The sequence below is a fragment of the Kitasatospora sp. NPDC059803 genome (assembly GCF_042732255.1).
In the GTDB taxonomy this organism is placed as follows: Bacteria; Actinomycetota; Actinomycetes; order Streptomycetales; family Streptomycetaceae; genus Kitasatospora.
In genome coordinates this window covers 1-14979 of record NZ_JBHWIJ010000213.1, presented here as the reverse complement: position 1 = coordinate 14979, position 14979 = coordinate 1, and the positions used below count along the sequence as shown (strand labels likewise).

General features: G+C 73.1%; 20 protein-coding genes and 1 pseudogene. 9 read left to right on the top strand and 12 right to left on the bottom strand.

The genetic code is table 11. From position 1 onward, the window contains the following. Positions 1–26 precede the first annotated feature (26 nt). Together ACFV6I_RS28005 and ACFV6I_RS28000 are read right to left on the bottom strand one after the other, a co-directional pair. Positions 27–236: a DUF397 domain-containing protein gene (locus ACFV6I_RS28005; protein ID WP_063353001.1), complete on the bottom strand. Its 210-nt coding sequence runs from the start codon at positions 234–236 to the stop codon at positions 27–29. Positions 237–260: 24 nt separating this feature from the next. Further along, on the bottom strand, positions 261–1124 hold the full coding sequence (locus ACFV6I_RS28000; protein ID WP_380339312.1) for a helix-turn-helix domain-containing protein: 864 nt from the start codon (positions 1122–1124) through the stop codon (positions 261–263). Between the two features lie 262 nt (positions 1125–1386). Here ACFV6I_RS28000 and ACFV6I_RS27995 point away from each other — a divergent pair, with 262 nt between their 5' ends. Genes ACFV6I_RS27995 through ACFV6I_RS27985 form a run of 3 tightly spaced genes read left to right on the top strand, consistent with a single transcriptional unit; the run spans position 1387 to position 2344 of the window. Continuing rightward, a complete protein-coding gene (locus ACFV6I_RS27995) occupies positions 1387–1827 on the top strand; it encodes an ATP-binding protein (RefSeq protein ID WP_079136664.1) in 441 nt (146 codons plus the stop codon). Then, positions 1824–2153: a hypothetical protein gene (locus tag ACFV6I_RS27990; protein WP_380339309.1), complete on the top strand. Its 330-nt coding sequence runs from the start codon at positions 1824–1826 to the stop codon at positions 2151–2153. The genes ACFV6I_RS27995 and ACFV6I_RS27990 overlap by 4 nt, the downstream gene beginning before the upstream one ends. Further along, the gene (locus tag ACFV6I_RS27985) at positions 2150–2344 is read left to right on the top strand and encodes a hypothetical protein (protein WP_380339306.1); all 195 of its coding nucleotides are present in this window, start codon (positions 2150–2152) and stop codon (positions 2342–2344) included. The genes ACFV6I_RS27990 and ACFV6I_RS27985 overlap by 4 nt, the downstream gene beginning before the upstream one ends. A gap of 67 nt (positions 2345–2411) precedes the next feature. On the opposite strand, the gene ACFV6I_RS27980 is transcribed toward ACFV6I_RS27985, so the two are convergent. From ACFV6I_RS27980 to ACFV6I_RS27960, 5 genes and pseudogenes are all read right to left on the bottom strand, one after another. Beyond that, entirely contained in the window at positions 2412–2990 is a 579-nt protein-coding gene (locus ACFV6I_RS27980; RefSeq protein WP_380339303.1) for a maleylpyruvate isomerase N-terminal domain-containing protein, read from the bottom strand. A 68-nt stretch (positions 2991–3058) separates the two neighbouring features. After that, positions 3059–3142, bottom strand: a pseudogene (locus tag ACFV6I_RS27975) (IS630 family transposase); the annotation flags it as partial. A 133-nt stretch (positions 3143–3275) separates the two neighbouring features. Next, positions 3276–3818, bottom strand: coding sequence for a DUF1707 domain-containing protein (locus tag ACFV6I_RS27970; RefSeq protein WP_380339300.1), 543 nt, complete (start codon positions 3816–3818; stop codon positions 3276–3278). 118 nt (positions 3819–3936) lie between these two features. Further along, complete coding sequence (locus ACFV6I_RS27965) at positions 3937–4419, bottom strand: hypothetical protein (protein WP_380339297.1); 483 nt, start codon at positions 4417–4419, stop codon at positions 3937–3939. 85 nt (positions 4420–4504) lie between these two features. Further along, the gene (locus tag ACFV6I_RS27960) at positions 4505–5398 is read right to left on the bottom strand and encodes a hypothetical protein (RefSeq protein WP_380339294.1); all 894 of its coding nucleotides are present in this window, start codon (positions 5396–5398) and stop codon (positions 4505–4507) included. Positions 5399–5525: 127 nt separating this feature from the next. On the opposite strand from ACFV6I_RS27960, the gene ACFV6I_RS27955 reads away from it, so the two are divergent. Beyond that, positions 5526–5837 (top strand): helix-turn-helix transcriptional regulator, encoded by a 312-nt coding sequence (locus ACFV6I_RS27955; RefSeq protein WP_063352995.1) that lies wholly within the window; start codon positions 5526–5528, stop codon positions 5835–5837. Positions 5838–6006: 169 nt separating this feature from the next. Next, on the top strand, positions 6007–7266 hold the full coding sequence (locus ACFV6I_RS27950) for an MFS transporter (RefSeq protein ID WP_380428277.1): 1260 nt from the start codon (positions 6007–6009) through the stop codon (positions 7264–7266). 11 nt (positions 7267–7277) lie between these two features. On the opposite strand, the gene ACFV6I_RS27945 is transcribed toward ACFV6I_RS27950, so the two are convergent. Genes ACFV6I_RS27945 through ACFV6I_RS27935 form a run of 3 tightly spaced genes read right to left on the bottom strand, consistent with a single transcriptional unit; the run spans position 7278 to position 8882 of the window. Further along, on the bottom strand, positions 7278–8126 hold the full coding sequence (locus ACFV6I_RS27945) for a helix-turn-helix domain-containing protein (RefSeq protein ID WP_380339288.1): 849 nt from the start codon (positions 8124–8126) through the stop codon (positions 7278–7280). Positions 8127–8140: 14 nt separating this feature from the next. After that, on the bottom strand, positions 8141–8656 hold the full coding sequence (locus tag ACFV6I_RS27940; protein WP_380339285.1) for a DUF6879 family protein: 516 nt from the start codon (positions 8654–8656) through the stop codon (positions 8141–8143). After that, positions 8628–8882: a hypothetical protein gene (locus ACFV6I_RS27935; protein WP_380339282.1), complete on the bottom strand. Its 255-nt coding sequence runs from the start codon at positions 8880–8882 to the stop codon at positions 8628–8630. The genes ACFV6I_RS27940 and ACFV6I_RS27935 overlap by 29 nt, the downstream gene beginning before the upstream one ends. Positions 8883–9110: 228 nt before the next feature. Here ACFV6I_RS27935 and ACFV6I_RS27930 point away from each other — a divergent pair, with 228 nt between their 5' ends. The 3 genes from ACFV6I_RS27930 to ACFV6I_RS27920 all read left to right on the top strand — a co-directional run bounded on the left by ACFV6I_RS27930 (position 9111) and on the right by ACFV6I_RS27920 (position 11935). Continuing rightward, on the top strand, positions 9111–9272 hold the full coding sequence (locus ACFV6I_RS27930) for a hypothetical protein (protein ID WP_350886069.1): 162 nt from the start codon (positions 9111–9113) through the stop codon (positions 9270–9272). Further along, positions 9273–10466 (top strand): methyltransferase domain-containing protein, encoded by a 1194-nt coding sequence (locus ACFV6I_RS27925; RefSeq protein WP_380339279.1) that lies wholly within the window; start codon positions 9273–9275, stop codon positions 10464–10466. A 335-nt stretch (positions 10467–10801) separates the two neighbouring features. Beyond that, the gene (locus ACFV6I_RS27920) at positions 10802–11935 is read left to right on the top strand and encodes an FAD-dependent oxidoreductase (RefSeq protein ID WP_380339276.1); all 1134 of its coding nucleotides are present in this window, start codon (positions 10802–10804) and stop codon (positions 11933–11935) included. A 46-nt stretch (positions 11936–11981) separates the two neighbouring features. Here the strand turns inward: ACFV6I_RS27920 and ACFV6I_RS27915 are convergent, their stop codons facing one another. Further along, positions 11982–13001 carry a phosphotransferase family protein gene (locus tag ACFV6I_RS27915; protein WP_380339273.1) on the bottom strand — a complete coding sequence of 340 codons (1020 nt, stop codon included), beginning with the start codon at positions 12999–13001 and terminating at the stop codon, positions 11982–11984. Positions 13002–13256: 255 nt separating this feature from the next. Here ACFV6I_RS27915 and ACFV6I_RS27910 point away from each other — a divergent pair, with 255 nt between their 5' ends. Further along, entirely contained in the window at positions 13257–14252 is a 996-nt protein-coding gene (locus ACFV6I_RS27910) for a zinc-dependent alcohol dehydrogenase family protein (RefSeq protein ID WP_380339270.1), read from the top strand. A 79-nt stretch (positions 14253–14331) separates the two neighbouring features. On the opposite strand, the gene ACFV6I_RS27905 is transcribed toward ACFV6I_RS27910, so the two are convergent. Then, positions 14332–14679 carry a helix-turn-helix transcriptional regulator gene (locus ACFV6I_RS27905; RefSeq protein ID WP_063352990.1) on the bottom strand — a complete coding sequence of 116 codons (348 nt, stop codon included), beginning with the start codon at positions 14677–14679 and terminating at the stop codon, positions 14332–14334. Positions 14680–14979: the final 300 nt, after the last annotated feature.

The window sequence follows — 14979 nt, the reverse complement described above, 5'->3', positions numbered from 1 at the left end:
GGGCTGCGACGGGGGTGGCTGGCGGGTCAGGCCGTGGGGAAGTCGCCGGCCTTGACCCCGGTGAGGAAAGCGGACCAGGCGTCGGCCGGGAAGACCAAGGCCGGGCCGCTGGGGTCCTTCGAGTCGCGGACGGCCATGCCGCCAGCGACGACGTTCCCCGCCTCGACGCACTCGTTCGCCTGTGCGCTGTAGCTGCTCTTGTACCAGCCCCGAGCGGAGATCTTCGGCTTGGTCATGCGCTCACCCTCTTGTCTGATCTCTTAACTCGCTGTCTCTGCCGCGATTGCGGTGATCATATCCAGCGACTGGGCGGGGTTCAGGGCTGACGATCGCAGGTCCTCGAAGACGAGCCCGTAGCCGTCGAGTTCTGCCTCTCGTTCCAGGTAATGGCTGCTCGTCAGATTCTCCAGAAACACTGCTCCCGAGGTAGGGGAGCCAGTGAATCCGTACATCACGAATGCCCCGCAGGCGCCAGCGGTCGGACCGATGTCGAGCGGAACCACTTGCAAGGTGACGTTGGGGAGTTGCGCCGCTTCGACGAGGTAGCCCAGTTGCGCGCGGTGTGCATCGGTGCCGCCCACCGGGCATCGGAGGGCCGGCTCCCAGATGATCGCGCAGAGTCGGGCCGGATCGGGCTTGGTCAGAACCTCCTTGCGTTCCATCCGGAGCCTGACCAACTGGTCGATGCGTTCCGGGCGGACAACAGCCGGGTTGGCCTGAAGCAGAGCGCGGGTGTAGTCCTCGGTCTGCAACAGGCCTGGCAGGACCAGTGGCTGCCAGTTCCGGATGTAGCGAGCGTCTGCTTCCAGATCGAGGAAGTCCACATAGGCGGGCGGGATCGTATCGCCGTGGTCGTGCCACCAGCCGCGCTTCTTGCTGTCGCGGGCCAGCGTCTCAAGGGAATCGCGGTCCCTCGGCTCCGTGACGCCGTACAGGTCCATCAGGACGCCGAGGTCCAGTCGGCGGATCCCGACCGCGCCGGTCTCTATCCGGCTGATCTTCGCGCGCGAGCATGCGAGCGCGGATGCGGCGTCCTCGGTGGTCCTGTTCGCTGATTCCCGGAGCCGACGGAGCTCCGACCCCAGGCGGCGGCCGCGGACGGTCGGCCTCGGTTCGTCGGTCATGCGCGATTCCTCCCTTGAACTGCCCAGTCTGCCCCGTGACGGACCGTCGGGGCCACGCGCCTCGCAAATCTGCACGGTTGCAGTCGTTCTTGTTGCAGACAGCATTGGCGCAGTGGCATGCTACAGGGAGTAGTCCATGAAAGACACAGCGTGATCTTGATGGATCGTCACCCGGGCATCCCCATGCCCGCCGACGGTCCTCGGGCCTTGCCTCACGTGCCCGGATCACGCTTTCCCGCTCCGCCGCCGAGGAGGCGTCGCCATGTCCGAAACGCTGAAGATCCCGCCCCCCGTCGCGGGGGAGTACTCCTGCTGGCTGTCGCGCCACCAGAAGTCCGTGCCCACCGCGCGGGGGCTGCTGCGCGACTTCCTCTCCGACCACCAGGGGGGCGAACTGTTCTCCGACTACTCCGGGTTGGTGCTCGGCGAACTCGTCACCAACGCCGTCCAGCACGCCCGCACCCCGTCCGACCGGCTGCTGTTCGTGCGCTTCGCCCTCTCGGCCGACGACCTGCGGATCGAGGTCCACGACGCCGACTCCCGGCAGCCCGTGCTGCGCCGCGTCAACGGGGACGAGGAATGCGGGCGGGGGCTGTGGCTGGTGTCCGAACTCGCCCTCCAGTGGGGCTGCCGACCGTGCGCGGGCGGGGTCGGCAAAGCGGTGTGGGCGGTCCTCGGACCCCAGAGCGGCGCCGCCGCGTGACCACCATCCCGCCCCGCGACTACCCGCACCCGGTCACCGTCGAGATCGCCGGCGTCACCGAGACCGCCACCTTCGCCCGGCTCGCCGACGCCCTGGCGGCCGTGCGCACCGACCTGGCCCGCCTTCCCCTCGACGACGACCACGCCGCCTACCTCGCCGACCTGTTCGCCCCCGAATCCACCGCCCTCATCTCCCGCCGGCTGACCGACTTCGGCGCGCTGCGCACGATCGCCTTCGTCGGCATCCACGCCCACCCCATCCACCTGCGCCCCGCCGAAAGCCCCGCCGGCTCCGACGGCATCGACGAGCTCCCGGACCCGACGTGAGGCGCAGCTGCGCCCGGGTCGTGAGGTGGTGGTGCCTGCGCGGCCAGTTCTCCCTGCCCGTGCGGGCGTTGAGTCCGGGGCGCCGCGCCGCGTACGCCGAGATACGGCGCTGGGCGGCCACCCCGGGCAGTGCCGAGGCCCTGCTGCGGGCCGTCGCCGACCGCGCCGCCCGCCAGGCGCCCTCGCGCTAGTTGTGCTGCGACCGGGACCGTTCGCCGTGTACGGGGGCGCCTCTCAGTCTTCCTGCGAGAGGCCTGATCACTCGGCCACTGCCGCGCGCCAGATCCATGAGGTGCGGCGGGGGCGGTCTTCCAGATCGCCCCGGCCGGTGCACCAGAGGAGGACATGGGCCGGGTCGCCGGGTGGAGCTTCGGGGAAGAGCCGGTGGAGTACCGCCGCGCAGAGCGGTGCCGGGGGCAGCCATGGCACGCCCAGCCCCTGGGTGATGTCGTGGGTGTGCAGGAGCACCTCGGCGACACCCATTGCCGCAAAGCCTGACGGGTCGCAAGGACCCCAGTGCCAGGCCCGCGCCTCCGGGCTGGCCGTGGCCAGGGCACTGCCGAGTAGCCCTGCGCAGGCGGTGACCACCTGGAGCACCTCGCGTGGGGAGCTGTCCGGGCGGACGGCGAGGTCGAAGGGCAGGTAGGCGTCCGTCGGGCGTGCGGTGATCTGCCCGGCGTAGGCCAGCAGGTCATGGGCGATGTGGGCGGCCGTCGTCCAGCAGCTCCATTCCAGCGGACCTGCCGGTACCGACCAGTCCTCCGCGTCGTGCGGGCCAAGTACCCGCATCATCTCGGTCACGGCCTCGTTGACGTCTCGGTTGTCGATGTAGCGCATCCGGCGATGCTACGGCCGCGACAGGAGAGTTCATCCGTCCACGGTTGGGCTGCCGCGCTTGCGAGGGGGCGTCCGCCCCGGCGGAGGCCCTTCTCGCCGCGGATGCGTGCGCGTTCACGGCGTTGGGCGGCCAGGACGTCGGGGTTCTGGGCCCACTGGCGGATCTTGGCGCCCTTGTGGGCGGAGAGGTTGTCCACCACCGGGGGCGACCGTCACAGAATGTGACGAATCGTCAATCATGCACCGATAAAAGAGAGTTGCAACAGTAGCCCGGCCCGGGCGGTCTCAGCGCCGAGCGTGGCGGACCTTCAGCCGTCCGAACCCGGTGGTCCCGGAGATCCGGATCGTGGGGCCGCCGGGGGTGGGGTGCCGCGGGGGCTTGTAGCGGGCCTCCTTCCAGCCGGCGTGCATGCCCTCGATGTCGACGACCGCGTCGTGGGGCACCGTGATCCTGGCGCCGCCGGTGCCGAGTTGCAGTTCGATGTCGACGACCGGGTGCTCGAAGACCGCCCGGGACAGGTCCAGGTGCACCCTGCCGAGCGCGGAGGCGACCTTGAGGGTCCGGGGCACCCGCCAGGCGCCGCTGCGCCGGATGCGTCCCGTGGCGGCGCCGATCGTCGTCTCGGTGCCCGCGCCCGGTTCGGGGAGCGAGGCCAGGGACCGCGCGAGTGCGCCCTGCGTCCTGGCGGTGAGCGCCTGGTCGAGGCGTTCGTCCATCTCCTCGTGGGAGATGCGCCCTTGGCTGTACGCCTCTTGCAGGCGTTGCACGGCCGTGTCGCGGTCGTCGTCGCCGGCCAGGGGCGAGAGGTCTTCCGGCAGCGAGGTCACCGCCACAGCCTAGCGCCGCGCCTGCGCCGCGAGTCAGCCAAGGCCCCTGGCGGGAACGGCCGGTGCCGCGCGGAGCCGGTGCGCGCAGGATCGCGGCCCCGCGTCGGGCGGCGTGCGGTCAGCGCAGGGCGGCGAGTTCGCTGACGCGCAGGGTGGGGGTGCCCAGGAAGAGGTCGGCAGGTGCCGGGCCGTGGGCGATGTTGAGCGTGTCGAGCCGGTAGGTCCACGCGCCGTCGTGTGCGTGGGCGAAGCGGTAGTTGATCTGCCAGCGCAGCCATTGCCCGCGGGCCAGGCGCACTGCCGGGGGGCGGCGCCGTCGGCGCGGCATGCCGAAGGGCGTCGCGACGAGCTGGACCCGCAGCAGGTGGCCGGCCTCCTGGAGGAGCACGCCGGTGTCCGTGCGGGAGCCGGGTGTGCTCTCGTGCGTCAGGGAGCGGGGCCGGAAGCCGTCGGCCTCGTGCATCCGGACCTCGTGGACGAGGGGCGGTGAGCCGGGCGGCAGCGCAAAGGCGGTCGGGGCCGCGTTGCGCCGGGCGGCTTCGGGTCCGCCCCGGGACTGTCCGGTCCATGACGTGCGGACCCACTGCATCACTGTTTCCACGGGGCCGATCCTGCGGCAGGGTGGTGCCCGGGCGCCACGTCGTTTCGGCGGCTCACGGCACCGGCCGGGGCCGGGCGGGTGGGCCTCACGGCAACGGCCATGCGCGGGTGGGCGCGTAGTCGGCCTTGAGGCTGTGCAGCTGGGCGGCGAGCAGGCGGCCCGCCGCCCCGGCCAGGCCCTGGCGGTCCGTCACCGGATGCGGACCGTCCAGGAGGGACATGGTGAGGCGGTAGGTCGACAGGGCTCTGTCCGTCCGGGCCCCGGTCTGCTCCCGGGACGGTGCGCGGGACAGGACCAGTGCCGCCGGCTCGCGGTTCTCGGCGATGGCGGCGCCGAGGCGGGCGTGGCCGTCCAGGACCACATGGCAGTTGAGCCCGCTGAACCACCAGAGCAGGACGGGCGCCAGGATGCCCTCCCGGGCCTGCTTGCGGCAGGCCTTCACCCGGGGGTCGTCGGGTGGCGGCATCCGGCGCAGCGGCATGACCCGCCACGAGCCGTCGAACCAGTCGATGTAGCCGTCGGGATGGCCGTCGAGCAGCAGGGAACGCCACTGGCCGCCCGGCCCGCCTGCGGCCGGTGCCATCCCCTCGCGGGCGAGCCGCGGGGAGAGCACCCACCGCCCCTCGTGGAGCGGGCCGGCGGCGCGGGCGTGCAGGGCGCCGGCGAAGCGGTGCGCCCAGCGGGCGTACCAGGACGGCCCTCCCGGCCCGGCGGCCGAGCACGCCTCGGCGATCGCGCGTGCCTCGGCGGCCCGCAGGGGGGTGATGGGGGAGCGGTAGTGGTCCGTGCGGGAGTACTCGACGCCGCACCGGTCGTCGTCGATCCTGCCGGTGAGCACCACCCGCGGACCCTGCGACAGGACGATCAGGTTCCCGTTCGCCGTCCGCGGCCGCAGCCCCGGTTCGGTGGCAGGGGGGAGCTCCAGGCCCAGGCCGCCCCAGGATTCGCCGTCGGCCGCTGTCAGATTCCTCCGGTGCACCGCACCGATCCTAGGCGCAGGCGGGCAGGCCCGCGTCGGCCCGCCCGGCCCGGGTTGACACGCTTCTTCACATCTAGAATATTGGATACGTCATCTGGTCGAGGGTCGGGCGAAGGGGGTGCGCGCGGTGGATCCGCTGGCCGTTCACAAGGCGCTCGCCAACCCGGCGCGGGCGGACTTCCTGCGCTGGCTCAAGACGCCCGAGCGCTACTTCGACGAGGACTACTACCGCGAACGCGGCGTGGGCTTCCACATCGGCGTGTGCGTGACGGACATCCGGGAGAAGTCCGGGCTCGCCCAGTCCGTGGTCTCCGGCTACCTGCAGATCCTGCGCGACGCCGGACTGCTGGTGTCCGAACGTGTCGGCAAGTGGACCTTCTACCGCCGCGACGAGGAGACGATCGCCGCGTTCGCCGCCTACGCCCGCGACGAACTCTGACGCTCCGCCCCCTCAGGGGCGCACCCCACCGCCCCCGCCGGGGCGGCCCGGGCTGCGCCCTTCCTTTTCGCCCCATTCCATCTAACTATCTAGATTTGTAGCCCTGTGCGTGGGGGGGCGGGTGCCGTGCGCCCGCACACCCCGCGCGCCGGGCGGACGGAGGCAGCACATGGCAAAGACCGGCCCCGCCGTCCTGACGCTCTCCCTGGGAGTGTTCGGGATCATCACCACCGAGATGGGCGTCGTCGGCGTCCTGCCCCGCATCTCCGAGGACCTCGGCGTCACACCCTCCGCCGCCGGCTGGCTGGTGGGCGTCTTCGCTCTCGTGGTCGCCGCCACCGGGCCGTTCGGCACCCTGCTGGCCTCCGGCCTGCGCCGCAAGGCCGTCCTGGCGGGCGCCCTGGCCGTCTTCGCGCTCTCCAACGCCGTGTACGCGCTCACCGACGACTTCGCCGTGATGTTCGCCTTCCGGATCCTGCCCGCGCTCTTCCACCCCGTCTTCTTCGCCGTCGCCCTCACCACCGCCGCCAACCTGGTCCCCGCACACCGCGCCACCCGGGCGGCCACCACCGTCTTCGCCGGCGTCACCCTCGGCTTCGCCTTCGGCGTGCCGCTCACCTCCTACCTCGCCGAACACGCGGGCCTGGCCGCCGCGTTCTGGTTCGGCGCCGGCGTCAACCTGCTGGCCTGCCTGGGCGTCCTGCTCCTCCTGCCCTCCACCCCCGCAGCGCCCACCACCCCCACCACCCCCGCAGCGCCCGCAGCGCCCGCCGGCCGGCGCCCCTCCTACCGGGGCCAGCTGGCCATCCTGCGCCGGGGCCGGCTGTGGCTGTCGGTCCTCGCCGTCGTGTGCGTGTTCGCCGCGATGTTCTCCGTCTACGGCTACTTCGCCGAATACCTGGAACGCGTCACCGGCCTGAGCGCCTCCCTGGTGGGCGCCGCGCTGATGGCCTTCGGGATCGTCATGGTCCTCGGCAACCTCCTCTTCGGCCGCCTCCTGGAACGCGACCTGCTGCGCACCGTCACCGCCTTCCCCGCCCTCTACGTCCTCCTCTACGCCCTGCTCTACGCGATCGGCCCCTGGCCCGCGCCGATGCTCGCCGGCGTCCTGCTCTGGGGCGCGGTGCACTCCGGCGGACTCGTCGTCAGCCAGAGCTGGCTGGCCCGCGACGCCCAGGACGCACCCGAGTTCGGCAACAGCCTGTTCATCTCCTTCTCCAACCTGGGCATCACCGCCGGCAGCGCGGCGGGCGGCCTCGTCGTCTCCACCGCCGGCGCCCGCCACCTGCCCTGGGCCGGAGCGGGCTTCGCCCTCGCCGCCCTGGCCGCCGTCCTGCTCCGCCGCCGTCTGGGCCCCGGTGCCCCCATCCCCACCGCGCCGGCCGTGCTGGCGCCGCAGGCGCAGGACGCACCGCCCGCCACCGTCTGACGGCTCCCGTGTCAGTCCAGGCAGGCCAGGGCGTCCGCCACGAGTGAGCGCGCTGCCGCGCCCCGTACCGCCCCCTGTGAGAGGCGGTCGAAGGCCCGGGCGTACAGGCCGACCTGGCTGGGCTGCGTAAGCGTGGAAGCGGCATCCAGCGTGTCCGCGTGGACCCTGCTGTCGTCGAAGACCGTGAAGGTCGGCATGGGCCACACGTCCCGTTGTGCCGCGAACGGGACGATGCCCAGGGCGACGTTCGGGAGATCCATGGCGCCGAGCAGGTGGTCGAGCTGCGCGGCCATGGCCTCGGCGCTGCACACGCGGTACCGCAGCACGGACTCCTCCAGGACGAAGGAGAACCGGCGTGCGCCGTTGTTCAGCACCGCGTTGCGCTTCATGCGGGCCGCCACGGCGTCACTCACGTCGTTCGGGATTCCCCGGAAGTCCGCGATGGACGCCAGCAGGGCGGCGGCGTATCCAGGTGTTTGGAGGAACCCGGGGATCACGTCGGAGACGTAGGTCCGGAACACCTTGGTCTGTCGGTACAGGTCCCCGGTGGACTCCTGCAGACGGCGCAGCCCGCTTCGCTGGAGCCGTCTCCACTGCACGTGGGCGTCGGTGGACTGCCTGTTGGCGGCGATCAGGTCGGGGATCTGATCGCCGGCGTCACAGGCCCGGCACCACGCCCTGATGTCCGCGTCGGAGGGGGGCGTCCTGGCGTTCTCGATCCGGGACGACTTCGACTCCGACCAGCCGCACCTGATGGCCAGCTCCCGCCCGCTGATCTCTGCGTCCTTGCGGATCTCGCGCAGCCGGGCGGCCAGGACTTCGCGGGCCTGCTGGACGCTCGCAGAGGGGTGCGCGGGCACGGAGCCGGCCTTCGTCAGATTCCGTACAGGTGGTGCGGGACCGCTCGCTCCCAGACCGCTTCGAACGCGGTGGCGCACAGCTTGACGGTCTGCGGGTCCTCGGTGATCTCGTCCTCGACCACCGCGCCGTCGCCGGAGAAGTGGTGCACCCGGAGCAGCGCGTCGTCGAACAGCCAGAAGTCGTTGCCCGGCAGGGGGATGCCCGTGGCCCGTCGCCGGGGCAGCCAGCGGACCTCCTCGCCCGCCGTGACGTTGGCGTGGGTGACGTAGTGCTCCCACCGGATGTACGCGGACACGGGCTCGGAGACGACCCGGGCCCGGCGCACGGCCACGCCCCGGGCCACCGTGTCCGTGATCAACTGGTCATAGGGATGCCACCAGGACCCGCGGTCCTCCCAGTCGATCCGCTCGCCGCGCCGCCATGCCTCGAACCGCTCCGTCGGGGCGTAGGAGTCCCGCAGCTCCAGATGGACGGCGGACCGCCGGCACCGCCCGAGCAGCTCAGCGAAGTCGGGCACGCTCGACGGCATCACAGGCCTCCCTGATCATGGGCACCATCCGGGCCGGAATCCTGACGATGGTCTCACTGTCGGGTACCGGACCGTTCGCGGGGCTGCTCGCCTCGCACTGCGCCTGAGTCTCGGGGCTCGCATTCCACCCCTGCAACAGGATCTCCTGAGCCTGCGGGTCCACCCACACGGTGGGGCAGTGGTCCCGATCGGTGTCGGGATCGATGCCAACGAACTCCACGGCCATGGTCGGCTCCCTGGTCCAGGTGCTTTCTCGGGCTCGCACAAGCTTTGCCGAGCAGCGGATACGGCGTCAATACGGGTACTCGCCAGGGTGATTGAAGTGCAAGCTCGTGCAAGTTCGTAGAGTCCGGTGCCTCGCCGTCCGTAGCGTGGCCTGTGCCGGTCACAGCAGACGGCGCAGGAAGCATCCGGGTCGAGTGCGGAGCCCGGGACGACGCGAAGGAGCCCGGCCATGGGTTGGGGAACCGGCAAGGGTGGGAGCAGCGGCGGCGGATCGGGCCGCAACGACGGCGGACAGGGCAAGCACGCGGGGAACAAGGACCCGGGCAAGTCGGCCCCGAGCCCCGACACGCAGGGCAGCAAGGGCGACAACAAGCACGGCAAGGGGAAGTAATTGCCTGAGCACGAGGGTCAGCCGGAGCAGGCCGCCGTTCGCGGCCTGCTCTCGGCCGTCGGCAAGGAGCTCGGCCGCGACGTGGCCCCGGAATGGGCGGCAGCCGCCGAAGCGGCGCCCCGGTCCTGGTTCCTCGCCGACCGGGTGTGGCTGGACGACGGGAACGGCGGCTACACGCCGTGCGACCGCGCATCCGATCCGGAGGGCTGGAACAAGGCCGCCTACGCCGACGTACCGGTCGTCACGCAGGTCAACGACGGGAAGGACCCGGACGCAGACCCATGGCCGTCGTCCTCGGCATCGGCCCCGTCCATCGTGTTCCGCATGCTCGAAATGCTCGATCTGCGGGACGGCATGACCGTGCTGGAGATCGGCACCGGCACGGGGCTGACGGCCGCCTACCTGAGCCACCGGCTCGGTTCGCCGAACGTCGTCTCCGTCGAGGTGGACGCGCAGGTCGCGACGCGAGCCCGGACCAGTCTGGCGAACGCCGGTTTCAGCCCCGAAGTGGTCTGCGGCGACGGCACCCGAGGGTGGGGCCTGCGGGCCCCGTACGACCGTGTCTCGGTGACCTGCGCCCTGCAGGGCGTCCCCGAGGCGCTGGTCCGCCAGACCAGGCCCGGCGGGCTGATCCTCACGCCGTGGGACAACCCGTGGGTCTGCTGGGGCCTGCTGAGGCTGTCGGTCGCCGAGGACGGCAGCGCCGAGGGCCGTTTCAGTCCCTACAGCGCGTTCATGCTCGCGCGGAACCAGCGAACGGACCTGCGGATCTATCGGGACGTGGTCCGCGACGAGCACGTGCCGGACGAGTCGCACACCGAGCTGCCCGCGCACGGGATCGCGGAAGACCGGTGGGACCTCGCGTTCACCATCGGCGTGCACCTCGGTAACGTCTGGACGGCGTGGGACGACGACCCCGACGTGGACGGCGTCGCCCGCCGGCTCTGGCTCGCCACCACCGACGCCACGTCGTGGGCGGCCGTCGATCGGGCGGACGACGGGTCGAGCGGCTACACCGTGTGGCAGTACGGCGAGCGGCGGCTGTGGGACGAAGTGGCACGGGCGCGCGCCTGGTGGATCGGCCACGGTGAACCCGGGCCAGAGCGGTTCGGGCTGACCGTGACGCCCCAGGGCGAGCACCGGTACTGGCTCGACAGCCCGGGCAACGCCGTCCGTTCCAGGGACGATCGCTAAGGCTCGGACCGGGGCGCGGACGTCTCTCATCGCGACGGTCCATGCCTGCCGCCGTCCCACACGGGGTGTTGTTCAGCAGGGGACGGGGACGGCGAACCCTCGCGCCGGACCGGATTGAGGAAGGGCCCGCCGATCCGGCGCGGCCGCCCAAGAGTCCTTCCTGCGAAGCGGATCGGGCGCGCGCCGCGGCGTGCAGCGGGCGCGGTGACGGCCGGATGCCGGGGGTGTGAGCCGGGTGCCGGTGGCCTGTCAGTGGCGTGCCGGTGGGCCCTGGGAGCTTTCCGGGGACAGGCCGGGTGCCCATCCGGCAGGCGTGCGACAGACAGGGAACCACCATGACCACCGACATCACGATCATCGGCGCCGGACTCGGCGGGCTGACCCTGGCCCGCGTGCTGCACCTGCACGGCATCGCGTCCACGGTCTACGAGGCGGAGGCCTCGCCGGCGGCGCGTGCGCAGGGCGGGATGCTCGACATCCACGACTACAACGGGCAGCTCGCCGTCCGGGCGGCCGGCCTGATGGACGAGTTCGAGGCCCTCGTACTGGAGGGCCGCCAGGCGATGCGGATCCTCGACCGGGACGGGAGCGTCCTGCTCGACAAGGCCGACGACGGCACGGGCGGGCGCCCCGAGGTGCAGCGCGCCGAACTGCGGCAGATGCTGCTCGACTCGCTCCCGGCCGGCACCGTCCGGTGGGGCCGCAAGGCCGCCGGCGTCCGCGCCCTGGGCGCCGGCCGCCACGAGGTGGCGTTCGCCGACGGCGCCACCGCCGTCACGGGCCTGCTGGTCGGCGCGGACGGCGCGTGGTCACGGGTGCGGCCGCTGCTGTCCGCCGCCACTCCCGAGTACACCGGCACGTCGTCCGTCGAGACCTACCTGTTCGACGCCGACACCCGCCACCTCGCCGCCGCGAAGGCGGTCGGCGGCGGGTCGATGATGGCGCCCTCGCCGGGCGCGGAGATCTTCGCCCACCGGGAGAGCGGCGACACCCTGCACACCTACGTGATGCTCACCAGGACGCAGGACTGGTTCGCCGCCGTCGACTTCGCCGACCCCGCCGCGGCACGCGCCCGCATCGCGGCACAGTTCGACGGCTGGGCACCGGAACTCACCGCGCTGATCACCGACGGCGACACCGCCCCGGTCCTGCGCCCCCACTACACCCTGCCGATCGCCCACCGGTGGGACCGGGTGCCGGGGGTGACCCTGCTGGGCGACGCCGCCCACCTCACCGCCCCCAACGGCGAGGGCGCCAACCTCGCCATGCTCGACGGCGCCGAACTCGGCCAGGCCCTGGCCGCGCACCCCGGCGACACCGAGGCCGCCCTCGCCGCGTACGAGCGGGCCATGTTCCCCCGCAGCGCCGAGGCCGCCTCCGAGGGCGTGCACATGCACGAGCTCCTCAACGGCGACGACACCCCCCGCGCCCTGATCGCCGCCTTCCTCGACGGCGAACCGGCCTCCTGAACCGGCCTCCTGAACCACCCACCGGGAAGCGACCGGCGGGCGGCGCTCAGGCGTACCGGTCGAGCAGCGCCTCCAGGTAGTCCTCCAGGCGCCGGCCCAGCAGGGCCGGCGTCAGGTCGCCGCGCCCCAGCTCCCGCCACGGCACGGCGACCTTCTCCGCGTCCGGGGCGAACGCCAGCGCGTCCAGCAGCCGCCAGTACAGGTGTGCGCCCGGGTCGGCCTCCAGCGTGCCGCCGGCCGCCAGGTAGCGGGCGGCGAAGTCCAGGCCGGTGTCCACGCCGTGCAGCAGGGCCAGGGCGGTGGAGCAGTGGGCCACGTCCAGGTCGGCCGGGCCCCAGGAGGTCTCCACCCAGTCCACGACCCCGCTGACGGCCAGCGCGGCTCCCTGCCCGGTGAACAGCACGTTGCCGGGGTGGAAGTCGCGGTGCAGGAAGCACGGCCGGTACGCGGGCGCCTCGCGGCGGATCACGTCCACCGCCCGCCGCCACACCCCGGGACGCGCCGTGGCCCCGGGCACCCGCACCCGCTCCGGGGCCGTCCACGCCTCGAAGGCGCGGGGTCGCTCGCCCGGCGCCACCGCGAGGGCGTGCACGGCGGCCAGCTGACCGGCCAGCAGGTCCGCGCGGCGCTCCACGTCGCCGTCCTGCGCCACCCGCACGCCGCCCGGCAGCAGCGACATCACCAGCGACGGGTGGTCGCAGAACTCGCCCGCCGCGTCCAGGGCGTGCAGCCGCGCCGCCGGCACGCCGCCGTCCGCGAGCAGCCGCAGCACGCCGGCCTCACGGGTCAGCAGGGCGGGCGCGTGGCGCAGGTAGAACGGCTTGACGAACGAACGCAGCACCAGCCCGTACCCGCCCGGGACCGGGCCTGCCTCCGGGCCGACGTCCAGGCGCCGCATCCGCGACGTCCAGCCGCCGCGCAGGCCCGTCACCGACCGCACCCGGTGGCCCGGGGGGAGGCCCTGCTCCACCCAGCGCAGCGTGGCGGCCCAGTCCCGGCCCGAGGGCCCGTACGGTTCGTGCGGCGGTTCGTGCGGCGGTTCGTGCGGCGGCGCGAAGGCGTTCATCCGCCGAAGGATACGAACACCGCCCGCCCGCCGCCATGCCGGGTTCCCACCCGCCCCCGCAGCCCGCGCGGCCCCGGGCCTGACGCAGGGTCAACTCACCGTCAACGCCCGCCGACCGCCCACTATTCCGAGACCGGTCGAAGTTTGACAGTTCCCCGCGCACCGGGTTACGTAAGTGGCCGCACCGCACGCCACGCCGCACGCCGCACCGCACACCGCACCGCCACCGGCCCGTCGCAGCAGGGGAGTTACGCCATGTCCAGGACCGTCGTCTTCGACCGCACCGGAGGACCGGAGGTCCTGACCGTGCGAGCCGCCGCCGTCCCCGTGCCCGGCCCCGGCGAACTGCTCATCCGCGTCAGCGCGATCGGCCTCAACCGCGCCGAGGCCCTCTTCCGCGCCGGCGCCTACCTCGACGAGCCCAAACTGCCCGCCACCCCCGGCTACGAGGCCGCCGGCACCGTGGAAGCCCTCGGCGAAGGCGTCACCGGCTTCGCCGCCGGCGACCGGGTCGACACCGTCCCGGCCTTCTCCCAGAACGACTACGGCGTCTACCGCACCCACGCCCTCGTGCCCGCCCGCGCCGTCGTCCACCACCCGGCCGGCCTCACCGACATCCAGGGCACGGCCGTGTGGATGCCCTACCTGACCGCCTACGGCGCCCTCGCCGAGGACGGCCACCTGCGCCCCGGCGACCACGCCCTGCTCACCGCCGCCGCCTCCGGCACCGGCCTGGCCGCCATCCGCACCGCCCGCCGCCTGGGCGCCGTCCCCATCGCCACCACCCGCACCCGCGCCAAGAAGCAGCAACTCCTGGACGCCGGCGCCGCCGACGTGATCATCACCGGTGAGGAGGACCTGGTGGCCCGCGTGGACGCCATCACCGCCGGCACCGGCGTGCGCACCGTCTTCGACCCCGTCGCCGGCCCCGGCGTCCTCACCCTCGCCCGCACCATCGCCCCCGGCGGCCGCCTGATCGTCTACGGCCGCCTCGACCCCCGCGACACCCCCCTGCCCGGCCAGGACACCTTCGCCCCCGTCACCAGCCGCTTCTACTCCATGCACGACATCACCCGCGACGACGAACGGCTGCGCCGCGCGCAGGCCTTCGTCACCGCCGGGCTCGCCGACGGCTCCTTCACCCCCGCCGTCGACCGGGTCTTCGAGGGCCTCGACCGGATCGCCGAGGCCCACCGCTACCTGGAGGCCGGCACCCAGGTCGGCAAGATCGTCCTCACCGTCCAGAACTGACCCCACTGACCCCACCAGGGCCGAGCCTTCCAGAACCGGCCCGCCCCACGGCCGCCGGCCGCGGGACGGGCCGGCCCGCTCAGGGCGCCGTGCGGGCCTCGGCATCGGCGGCGGCGACCACCGCCGACAGCAGGCCCGGGAAACGGCCCTCCAACTCCTCGGCGCGCAGCGAGTTCATCTTGGTGGTGCCGACGTAGTACTGGTGCAGCAGTCCGGCCTGGCGCAGCACGTTGAAGTGGTGCGTCGAGGTGGAACGGGAGACCGGAAGGTCAAAGGAGCCGCAGCTCAGCGCGGCACCCGCGTGGGCCAGCCGGCGCACCACCGATCTGCGGGCAGGGTCCGCGAGTGCCTCCAACACCTGCTGGACCCTGAGGTCCTCCACACCAGGGTGCACGATCACCCGCGCCGCCACGCGTGCCCGTCCCACACCCACCACCCCTTCCCAACGCTCGACCCCCGTCCCGGTTCGGTAAAAGCCGCGCGGCGTGCGCGACTTCGCGCCTCGACGCTACTACGAGCGCGCCGTGCGCCACGCCCACCCGCAACACCTCCGCAACACGCGCGCGCCCGCCCCGGCGCGCCCGCGACCCCCGCGCCCCCGCCCGCCCCCGTGCGCGCACGCGGGGGGGGGGGCGCCCCCGGGGGGGGGGGGGCCCCGCCCACCCCACGCGCGGCGGCCCGCCCCCGCGCCGACACGCGCGCGCCCGGCGCGCCCCGCGCGGCGCCG

What these genes read in the sequence shown, in the direction of transcription:
- ACFV6I_RS28005 (WP_063353001.1), bottom strand. Translation starts at nt 236, where the DNA reads ATGACCAAGCCGAAGATCTCCGCTCGGGGCTGGTACAAGAGCAGCTAC.
- ACFV6I_RS28000 (WP_380339312.1), bottom strand. Translation starts at nt 1,124, where the DNA reads ATGACCGACGAACCGAGGCCGACCGTCCGCGGCCGCCGCCTGGGGTCG.
- ACFV6I_RS27995 (WP_079136664.1), top strand. Translation starts at nt 1,387, where the DNA reads ATGTCCGAAACGCTGAAGATCCCGCCCCCCGTCGCGGGGGAGTACTCC.
- ACFV6I_RS27980 (WP_380339303.1), bottom strand. Translation starts at nt 2,990, where the DNA reads ATGCGCTACATCGACAACCGAGACGTCAACGAGGCCGTGACCGAGATG.
- ACFV6I_RS27950 (WP_380428277.1), top strand. Translation starts at nt 6,007, where the DNA reads ATGGCAAAGACCGGCCCCGCCGTCCTGACGCTCTCCCTGGGAGTGTTC.
- ACFV6I_RS27940 (WP_380339285.1), bottom strand. Translation starts at nt 8,656, where the DNA reads ATGCCGTCGAGCGTGCCCGACTTCGCTGAGCTGCTCGGGCGGTGCCGG.
- ACFV6I_RS27935 (WP_380339282.1), bottom strand. Translation starts at nt 8,882, where the DNA reads ATGGCCGTGGAGTTCGTTGGCATCGATCCCGACACCGATCGGGACCAC.
- ACFV6I_RS27930 (WP_350886069.1), top strand. Translation starts at nt 9,111, where the DNA reads ATGGGTTGGGGAACCGGCAAGGGTGGGAGCAGCGGCGGCGGATCGGGC.
- ACFV6I_RS27920 (WP_380339276.1), top strand. Translation starts at nt 10,802, where the DNA reads ATGACCACCGACATCACGATCATCGGCGCCGGACTCGGCGGGCTGACC.
- ACFV6I_RS27915 (WP_380339273.1), bottom strand. Translation starts at nt 13,001, where the DNA reads ATGAACGCCTTCGCGCCGCCGCACGAACCGCCGCACGAACCGCCGCAC.
- ACFV6I_RS27910 (WP_380339270.1), top strand. Translation starts at nt 13,257, where the DNA reads ATGTCCAGGACCGTCGTCTTCGACCGCACCGGAGGACCGGAGGTCCTG.